Source organism: Pirellulales bacterium (assembly GCA_036267355.1).
Taxonomy (GTDB): domain Bacteria; phylum Planctomycetota; class Planctomycetia; order Pirellulales; family DATAWG01; genus DATAWG01.
Window position 1 is genome coordinate 25,615 of record DATAWG010000031.1, and the last position, 9,628, is coordinate 35,242.

A 9,628-nucleotide genomic window follows, 5' to 3' on the forward strand; every position below is an offset into this window, starting at 1 on the left:
TGCATGACACCGTTTGCGCCAAAATGTGTGGCCCATTCGAAGGCCCGGGTCATGATCGTGGAAGACTCGAGCGTCGTGCAAGAGTTGCTCCGGCATTTGATTGCGGCGGATCCGCGTTTGGAAGTCGTGGCGTGCGTGAAAAGCGGCGAGGAGGCAATCCGTCTTTTGGATCGTGTCTTGCCCGACGTGATTTCACTTGATATCCGTTTGCCGGGGATGAACGGTCTGGAGACGGCGCAACATATCATGGCCAAGCTCCCGACGCCGATCGTCGTCGTCTCCGCCAGTGTCGAAGCCGACGACCTGCGAATTTCGATCAGTGCGCTTCGGGCCGGCGCGCTGGCGGTCGTGGAAAAGCCCATCGCAGCCAGCAACGACGATTACCGCCGGCTCGGCGGTCATCTTTGCACGCAACTGGCCCTGATGAGCCGCGTGAAAGTCGTGCGCCAGCGGATCGATCGCGGACTGCGATTCGGCAAGCCGGCGCCAGAACTGGTTTCCAGCGGACGGCCCCTCAAGCCGGTGATTTCAGCGCGGGCTCGGCCGGCCGAAGGTCTTCGCTTTTCGGTTTTGGGGTTGGCGGCGTCGACGGGCGGACCGGGCGCCCTGCAAACACTTTTGACGGGATTGAATGCTGACTTTCCGCTTCCGATCGTCTTGGTGCAGCATATCGCCGAAGGATTTTCCGACGGCTTCATTTCCTGGCTTGACGAGGTGGTTCCAGCCTTATCCGTGAAGGTGGCCAAGGCGGGCGAACTGCTTCGTCCAGGATTCGTCTATGTCGCTCCGGCAGATCGGCACGTTCAAATCGACAATTGCCGGCTCATGCTGAACCACGGAAAGATGGTCAGCGGCCAGCGGCCTTCCGCGACCGTCCTGTTTGCATCGATGGCGCGCAGCCTCGGACCCGCCGCGCTCGCCGTCTTGCTCACTGGAATGGGCGACGACGGTGCGGCTGGTTTGAAGGACGTCTTCGATGCCGGCGGCTATACGATCGCGGAGGACGCGAGCACGGCTGTCGTCTATGGTATGCCGAGAGCCGCCGCTCAATTGGGCGCCGTCAACGAAATGTTGCCGCTTGACAAGATCAGCCGGCGGTTGCAGGAAATAACCCGTATCGAAGCTTCCCCGACATCCGGCAATGCTTCCATCGTCGCGAGAAGTCGTTAAGAACACCCGCTCGTTAAAGGTAATGTCATGCAGCCCATCGACTCGACGTGTCATATCTTGCTTGTGGAAGATTCACGCACGCAAGCGACAAATCTGGTGGAATCACTTTCGCGCCATGGCTGGACGGTGGAATGGGTGTTCACGGCCGAAGCTGCGATGGAACGCATCCACCAGGCGGATTTCGATCTTATCGTACTGGATTATTACTTGCCCGGTATGCGCGGCGATGCGCTCTGTCGGAAGATTCGCCTCAGTACGGGCGCGCGCGACCTGCCGATCCTGATCCTGACGGCCGAGAACACCCAGACCGCGGAAGTGCACCTGCTGGAAAGCGGGGCGGACGACTTCGTCCTGAAATCGGCGGACGAAGATATTTTGCTGGCTCGCATTCGGGCACTGCTGACAAAATCGAGGAACAAAATGCCGGTTTTCAGCGGCGCGGATATTCCCATTCGCGCCACGCGCATTCTTACGATCGACGACAGTGCAACCTACCAGGAATATCTGGCCGGCGAATTGGAACAGGAAGGATATCATGTCGAAAGGGCGACAACGGGACGCGTGGGCCTGGATCGCCTCGCGTCGGTCGACTTCGATTGCGTAATCGTCGATTTGGTCATGCCGGACCTCGACGGAATCGAGGTCTGCCGCCGCATCGCCGAATTGCGAACGACGGCGAATAATCTGATCGCCGTGCTGATGCTCACCGGCCGCGAGAACAAAGAGGAACTGACCCAGGCCTTGGAAGCGGGAGCCGACGATTTCGTCGGCAAGTCGTCTGAAATGGCCGTCTTGAAGAGCCGCATCCGAGCGTTGCTGCGCCGAAAACTCCTCCAAGAAGAGAATCGCCGAATAATCGAGCAGCTCAAGACGAAGGAAGTTGAAATGCTGCGAGCCCGTGCCGACGCCGAGGTCGCCGAGGCGAAGGCGAAGCTAAACGACGAACTCGAGCTACGCGTCAAACTACGAACGGCTGAATTGGCCGCCGCGAATCACGATCTGGCAGCCAAAAGCCGCGAAAACGAAATGTTCGTCTACAGCGTCTCGCATGATTTGCGGTCCCCGTTGGTCAACTTGCAAGGATTCAGCAACGAGTTGAATTCCTCATGCGGAGAATTTCGCCAAATTCTCGCCGAACCTGAATTGCCGGCAAACCTGCGCCTTCGCTGCCTGTCATTGCTCGACGGAGAGATGGCCGAGGCTCTCCGCTTCATTCAGACGGCCGTCAAGCGACTCAGCACGAATATCGACTCGCTGCTCCGGCTTTCCCGCGTGGGACGAGTGGAGTTTCAATGCCAGGCGGTCGATGTCCAATCCGTCGTCGAGCGGATTGTCATTGCCATGAACGACACGATCCGTCGGCGCGGAGCTGAAGTGCTCGTGTCGCATTTGCCGCCGGTCTGGGGCGATCCGGCGGCGATCGAACAGATCTTCGCAAATCTCATCGGCAATGCCGTCAATTATCTAAGTCCCGATCGGCCTGGAAGGCTCGAGATTGGGCTCCATGCGAAATCGGAGAAGTCTGCAAACCCCGCGCAAACTGGAATGCAAACATATTTCGTCCGCGACAACGGCATGGGGATCCCCGCGTCGTATGCGAACAAGGTGTTTCAGATATTCCAGCGCATGCACCCCACGCTCGCCCAGGGCGAAGGGATCGGCTTGGCGCTGACGCGCCGCGTCGTCGAACGCCACGGAGGCCGGATCTGGTTCGAGTCTGCGGAGGCCGTCGGCACGACATTCTTCGTAAGCCTGTCGGCTCTTGCCGACACACCACTCGCCGCCGGCGCGCCGGCGTGCGTTCCGCAGCAACCGAACCTTACCGTCAGCTTCGCTGCCGAGAGCGCCTAAGGATCTCCGATGGACCACGACGACCGAGGCACGATTTTAATCGTCGAAGATGATTACGGCACGGCATTGCTCCATCGCAATTGCCTCGAGCGCCGCGGCTTTGCCGCGATTAGCGTCGCGACGGTGGAGGACGCGATGCGAGTCCTACGACAAGAAAATGTCCAACTGATCGTGCTCGACCACCATCTTTCGGACGGCACCACGGGCGTCGATTTCTGCGAGCGGCTGACGGCCCAAAGCTCCGCTGTCCCCGTTGTCATCGTGACCGGCTACACCCAAGAGACGACGGCCGTCGAGGCCCTGCGAGCGGGCGTCCGCGATTTCATTACCAAATCTCCCGACTACCTCGACTACCTTCCGGAAGCGGTCGAGCGTGTGCTGCGGCAGGTTCACGTCGAGCGCCAGCTTTCCGACTCCGAATCTCGATTCGCAGCCATTATCAATTCTTCGCAGGATGCCATTGTTGCGATCGACGACCAGCACATTATCACACTATTCAATCCCGCCGCGGAAGAAATCTTCCGGTGTAAGCATGCCAACGCTATTGGCACCTCGGTGAAACAGTTTCTACCCGATGAAGTGTCATTCGCCTCCGGCACACCCGCGTTTCAATCGCATTCGATGGTGACCGCGAATGCTTGCGCGCCGCGATGGCGCGTCGATGGCACATGTGCAGATGGAACCATCGTGCCGCTGGAAGTGGCCGTCTCACATTGGGTCGAACGGGACAAGACATTCTCGACCCTCTTGATCCGCGATATCTCGCGCCAAAAGTATGCCGATGATGCGCTTCGGGCCAGCGAAAAGCGGTTTCGCGCTTTCATGGACAACGGCCCGGCGGTCGCGTTCATCAAAGATCGCGAAGGAAGATACCTGTATGTCAACCGGAAATTCACGGAAGTGTTCAAGCGGACACTGCACGAAGTGGAAGGCAAAACCGTTGCCGACATCTTTCCACCCTCGGTGGCGAAACAGATGGCCGACAACGACCGCGCGGTCGCCAGCGCCGTGACGGTGATGCGGCAAGCAGAGATGGTGCCCACTCCAGACGGAGAGGAACGACTCTGGATGACTTTCCGCTTTGCTTTCGAAAGTTCGTCGGGCAACCTGCTGATCGGCGGCGTCGCAATCGACGTAACCACCGAACGCCGCACCGAAGAGGGGCTTCGCCTGCGCGAGGACCAGCTTCGAAGGGCCCAGAAGATGGACGCCGTCGGCATCCTGGCCGGAGGAATCGCCCACGAATTCAACAACATTCTTCAAGTCATACAGGGTCATGCCACCTTTGCAATCCAAGGGTTGGCTGAAAACGATCCGCGCTTCCAAGATCTGGAACAACTGCTCAAGGCCGCCGAGCATGCTTCCGTTCTGACAAAGCAAATGCTTAGGTTCGGACGGCGCCAATTGCTTCAGCTTGCTGAAGTAGACCTCAACCAGTTGGTCCAAGATCTCGCCAAGATGATCCGGCCGCTGGCGGCGCCAAATGTGAAAGTCGAAGTCGCGGTGGACGACGATATCGAGATCGTGCTCGCCGATTCAGACCAACTCCGCCAGGCCCTGATCAATCTTTGTATCAACGCTCGCGATGCGATGCCCCAGGGAGGGAAATTGTTCCTCGAAACGGAACTCCACTTGAGCGATGGCGGAGTTCAGCCGACGCACCTCAAGTTGCGGTCCGGGCATTATGTCGTTATCCGAGTCGCCGACACCGGCCCCGGCATGACCGACACCATCAAAGAACACATCTTCGAGCCGTTCTTCACCACGAAGGAAATCGGCAAGGGGACCGGCCTCGGCCTCGCGATGGTGTATGGCGTCGTCGAACAACATGCCGGCGCGATCAATGTGAAAAGTGAGCCCGGTCGCGGCAGCACGTTTGAAATCTTTTTGCCCTGCGGCGACGTTGGCGCCGTCACCGAGATTCGCCAGTTGGACGTCGTTGCCGGGCGAACTTACTGAGGAGTTCGGACATGAGCCAGTCATTAAAGGCCTTGGTCGTCGACGACGATGCCGCTGTTCGCCGACTGACAGCCCGGGCTTTGTGCGGCGAAGGCTTTTCTTGCGATCTGGCCGGCGACGGACACGAAGCGGATACGAAACTGTGCTCGGGCACATACGACCTTGTCGTCACGGATTTGTGCATGCCAAACCGGCATGGGCACGCGTTTGCGTCCGAACTGGTAGAAACAGCGAACCGGCCGCTCGTCGTCGTGCTGACGGCGCTCTCCGATCCGCGGATGACCAAGGACCTGCTGACACGAGGCGTTGACGACGTTGTCCTCAAACCAGTCGACTACTCTGCATTTGCTGCGAAGCTACGCGCCCTCGTAAACCGCCGCACGGCGGCGCCGCAGTGCGCTGTCGGCACGGCCAGTGCGCCGTACGGTACCGTCCACGTGCCAGACGCTGCAGACAAGGCGTCCGCCTCGGCGCCCCTGACCTTGCGCGAATTCGAAACGCATCTCGCCAAGGTGGACCAAATACTCCCGCTGTCGCAAAATATCTTGAAGGTATCGCAACTGGCGCAATCACCGCAATGCAGTTCGCGCGAGCTGGCCACGGCCGTCGAAGACGAGGCCGCATTGGCAGTCGAGGTGTTGCGGCTGGCAAATAGTTGCCACTTCAAGCCGGGCGGCAGCCGACTCGTGGATCTCGTCGAGGCCATCCCTCGCGTCGGCCATCGTCGCATCGGTGAGCTTGCCTTGTCGATGCATGCCGCACAACTTCTCAATTCCGGCAACCTCGCTTGGTTGAACCGCGACTTGGCGCGGCGACGCACCATTGCCGCCGGATTGGCGGCAGATCTTTTGATAGCGCAAGGAGAGCATTCGGCCATTCAAAATGGGTTGTTCCTATCCGCAAGCATGCATGGCCTTGGTCGAGTCATGCTGGGCTTGATCTTCCCGCAGCTCTACGACGCCTTGGTCGCCAAGTGCCAGGAGCGCCACGAGACGCTGCAAGAGCATGAATCTCGAGTGTTTCCGATGAGTCATGCAGCAGGCATGGCTCGCCTCTTGCAAGCATGGTCTGTGCCACCCGAAATCTATCAGCCGCTCCGATACTTGCTCGATGATTTCGACGCCACGGCTCAGTTCGCGGAACCCCTGCGGTCGAAAGTTGAATTGGTGAAGATTGCAGTTCTCTTAGGTTGGCTCGCCGCCGGACCATGGGAATCGTGGGATTTGGTAGACCTTGGGCCGCACGCAGTATTCCAACGACTGCGCATCGCTGATCCAAAAGGCATTCTCGATCAGATCAGAGATAGCCTGAGTTCGCTGGCGGTTGGAACCAACTCATCGCCGTTGCCGGACGAATCTCCCCCTGAGCAGAAGACCGATTCGACGAAGCGCGAACTCCGTTATCGCACGCTTTTCAGCCAACCATACGATCTGTTTTCCGAATTGATCATTGGAATGAACATGACAATCGTCGGAGCGCCTGTGCTCGACCGTCCGGCCGACAAAATGGAAATTGTCAATTGCATGGCCGCGTCCCCAGTTCAAATTGCCGCATTTCGCAGATCGGAACGAAGCTCCAATTCGATCTTAGTCGGCAGCGCCCGACAACTCGGCCAACACCGGTCAAAAATGCAGGTGATCCGTATGCCTATCAGTTGGGCGGCGGTGCGCTCCGCATGCGAGCAAGCAACAAACTGATTGACAACCGGCCGCGGGCGACTGATCTGGCCTGTGATCGTCCTCCTTTTGATAGCCTTTGGCATTTGCTCGACCAAAAAGTCGCCATTGCTCACTCAGCAACAGGAAGATTAGACGCAGCCACGCCGCCCGCGTTTCCATCGGCCTGCATTGGTCGGATCATTTGAGACGTCCACAAACGACAAGTCCTTGAGGCTCGGCCGGAAAATAACGTCTCCACAGACCCGCCTCCCCTTGCGGGAGAGGGCAGGGTGTGCGGTTCGAAAAGCGGAAGTTATTTTTCGGCCGACCCTGCGTTGCAGAGATATTCGAGCGTCAGCCCGCCGCGGCGTGTTGGCGGAAATGCGTTTCGCAATGAGATTTTCGCGCTCCTCGGTCCAATGCCGCGCCCCCCGCTTTGTCCGGGGCGATCTTGATGAAGCAGAGCAGCTTACCGGCCACCCGTTCGCACCAGTGGCCCCGCGGGTGCCGCGAGAATAGATCGACCGGCTTGCCGCCGCTCTTCCGGCTTGTTACTTTAGCTTTGCCCGCCGATGATGTCGTCATGGTCGTTGCGCCAGTGGCTTGGGGCTTCGATTTGTCGCCCGGCCATTTCAGCGGTCGGGCGATGTTTTTGCTCCGTTAGCCGTACAAGCATCGGTATGCGATGCAAGCCGCCGGACGCGAAATAACGCGTTAGCCCACAAAAAGACTTGGACAGGTAGCTCAGTTGGTAGAGCAATGGACTGAAAATCCATGTGTCGGCGGTTCGATCCCGCCCCTGTCCACTATAAGTCATTAAATTACAACGACTTACGTTCTGGTAAATTTCGGCAATTTCCAAAAAATAGTTTCGGGTAAATCGGTACGGTCGGATGGGCCGAAAGCGAGGATTAAATTGCGACGACTGAGGGTCGGTCGGGCAGCGACGGCGTTGCTCGCGTGCTGGAAGTATCCGGTTATAAAGGGTTATAAAGCACTGTCATGGGCGAGTTTGCGTTGTTGATGATGCGCGCACGCTGAGCGCAACTACGTCAGGGTAGTTTTTTGTAAATTCGGCGTCTAGTGACTCGCGGGCTGCCACGCACGCTCGGTCAGCAGAAAGTGGTTCGGTCTCGCCACCCTGGTAGATATCCGAAGCTCGAAGGCTCCACACTGTCTCATCCGGCGTTCGAACCGCTGACAGAGCATCAGGCTTTTTTTACGGGCTTGTTCGACCGAGCTCGCGCTCCGTCGATATCCCTCGGGGTCAAGACGATGTTGTCAGTGTGCTTGGCAGCACGATGAGTCAGCCAGAGCTCCGAGCTTCGGACGTAGTCGATTCTACCGTTTCTTCATCGGGAACTCCAAGTTCTTCGCGGCCGACTCCGAGTCGAATCAGCAAGGGGATCAACAGCTCGCCGATACTTTGCGGACCGCGGTGTTTCCGGCGAGCCCATTCGCTCAGCGGCTTGGCTTCGTCGGCGTAGGCCGACTTGGGCAGCCACACAAACGCTTCGTTCAGATCGCGGATCGATTGTTCGATCGGCGTGTGGTGAGCACGATGGAACTCCTGCAACTTGGCCAGCAGGTATTCGCTGTCGACGCCGCGGCCGCGCCATACTTGCCGCCCGCCGACCAATTGGTAGACCATCCGCATCGCGCGGTTGGCAATCCGGCAACGGCGGTCGCGCGGGTCCACCTTCTGCTGAGCCCAGAGGGCCGACAAGCCACGGTAGTGCGGATGGCACTTGATCAGGTTTTCGGCCACGAGCATGGCCGCCCCGCGGAGTTGCCGATTGCACTGGCGCACCAGCGCGCCGTCGGCATGATCGACCTCGTCGCTTTGGTAGCGCGAGGGGTACAGACCGGCGCGCCCCTTGATGGCGCGTGCCGAGGCGTAGTGCTCGACCGGCCCGGCTTCGCCGGCCAGCCGCCCTGCCGAGACGACGTTGATGCCCGTCACGCTGAGCAGCAGCACATAGGGTGTTTTGGCGAGAAAAGCGGCCATTTCCCGCTCCGCCGCCGCGACTTGCTCGTCGAACAACCTCCGCACCTCGTTCAGCTGTTGCCACTGCCGCGTGTGCATGCTCGCGAGTTCCGACGGCTCGGCCGCGGCGCCCGCCCAGGCGACGATGCGTTCGATCGTGCGTGTTTGAAAGCGCACCTTCGTCTTGGCCAAGTGGCTCTCGATGCGGGCCACTCCGGCGTGGCGAATCGCGTCGGCCGAAGAGAACTCCAAGGCGATCGGCAGCGCGATCGATTTATGGAACAGCTTGTCATCTTGTAAGCGTTCACGGATTTTTGGGTAAATCGGTATTCGAGGTTTTGTAGGTGATCGGGTAACTTGGCGGCGCTATGACGCAGCCCGCCGACAAGCCGTGCCCGAATTGCGAAGTCCTTCAGCGACACGTTGAAGGCCTGGAGCAACGATTGGCCGTTCTGGAAGCCGAGTTGGCCAAGGCCAAGAAGAACTCGGCGAATTCCTCCAAGCCGCCTTCCAGCGACTTGATCAAGCCGCCGCGTCCCGCCTCCGCCAGTGGTGGCAAACGGAAACGGGGTGCGCAGCCCGGTCATCCGCGGCACGAGCGGACCCCGTTTGCTCCCGACGAAATCGACCATACGTTCGATTATTGTCTGACGCATTGCCCCGACTGCGGCGGCAAGCTCCAGTCGCGGAAGGTTGAGTCGCGCGTCGTCCAGCAGGTGGAAATCGTTGCCACGCCCATCGAGATCAGCGAACATCGCGGGCACGCCGGTTTTTGTCCCTGCTGCCAGAAGGTTCACTATGCCGAGATTCCCACGGCGATTCGCCATGCCGGGCTGATCGGTCCCCGCTTGACCGCGCTGGTCGCCTTTCTCAAAGGAGGTTGCCATTGTTCGTTCACCACGATCCGCAAATTCCTCCGCGACGTGGTGGGCGTGACGGTCAGTCGCGGGCACCTGCGCAATGTTTGTGCCAAAGTGGCCGACAGTCTCGACGGGGCCTACGA

The 9,628-nt window shown here is 59.3% G+C and carries 7 protein-coding genes and 1 tRNA gene; 6 read left to right on the forward strand and 2 right to left on the reverse strand.

Annotated features, from left to right (window positions below):
* The first annotated feature begins 3 nt into the window (after nucleotides 1-3).
* The 4 genes from cheB to VHX65_05260 are packed head-to-tail and all read left to right on the forward strand — an operon-like array spanning nucleotide 4 to nucleotide 6,677.
* Nucleotides 4-1,170 carry a chemotaxis-specific protein-glutamate methyltransferase CheB gene (gene cheB, locus VHX65_05245; GenBank protein ID HEX3997937.1) on the forward strand — a complete coding sequence of 389 codons (1,167 nt, stop codon included), beginning with the start codon at nucleotides 4-6 and terminating at the stop codon, nucleotides 1,168-1,170.
* 27 nt (nucleotides 1,171-1,197) lie between these two features.
* Nucleotides 1,198-3,021: a response regulator gene (locus VHX65_05250; protein HEX3997938.1), complete on the forward strand. Its 1,824-nt coding sequence runs from the start codon at nucleotides 1,198-1,200 to the stop codon at nucleotides 3,019-3,021.
* 9 nt (nucleotides 3,022-3,030) lie between these two features.
* Entirely contained in the window at nucleotides 3,031-4,980 is a 1,950-nt protein-coding gene (locus VHX65_05255; protein ID HEX3997939.1) for a PAS domain S-box protein, read from the forward strand.
* Nucleotides 4,981-4,991: 11 nt separating this feature from the next.
* Nucleotides 4,992-6,677, forward strand: a complete 1,686-nt coding sequence (locus tag VHX65_05260; GenBank protein HEX3997940.1) for an HDOD domain-containing protein — start codon at nucleotides 4,992-4,994, stop codon at nucleotides 6,675-6,677.
* A 315-nt stretch (nucleotides 6,678-6,992) separates the two neighbouring features.
* On the opposite strand, the gene VHX65_05265 is transcribed toward VHX65_05260, so the two are convergent.
* Nucleotides 6,993-7,223, reverse strand: coding sequence for a hypothetical protein (locus VHX65_05265; protein ID HEX3997941.1), 231 nt, complete (start codon nucleotides 7,221-7,223; stop codon nucleotides 6,993-6,995).
* A 148-nt stretch (nucleotides 7,224-7,371) separates the two neighbouring features.
* On the opposite strand from VHX65_05265, the gene VHX65_05270 reads away from it, so the two are divergent.
* Nucleotides 7,372-7,444, forward strand: a tRNA-Phe gene (locus tag VHX65_05270).
* A 500-nt stretch (nucleotides 7,445-7,944) separates the two neighbouring features.
* Here the strand turns inward: VHX65_05270 and VHX65_05275 are convergent.
* Nucleotides 7,945-8,877, reverse strand: coding sequence for a transposase (locus VHX65_05275; GenBank protein ID HEX3997942.1), 933 nt, complete (start codon nucleotides 8,875-8,877; stop codon nucleotides 7,945-7,947).
* Nucleotides 8,878-8,993: 116 nt separating this feature from the next.
* Here VHX65_05275 and VHX65_05280 point away from each other — a divergent pair.
* The coding region (locus VHX65_05280; protein HEX3997943.1) for a DUF6444 domain-containing protein at nucleotides 8,994-9,628 on the forward strand (635 nt) is incomplete at its 3' end.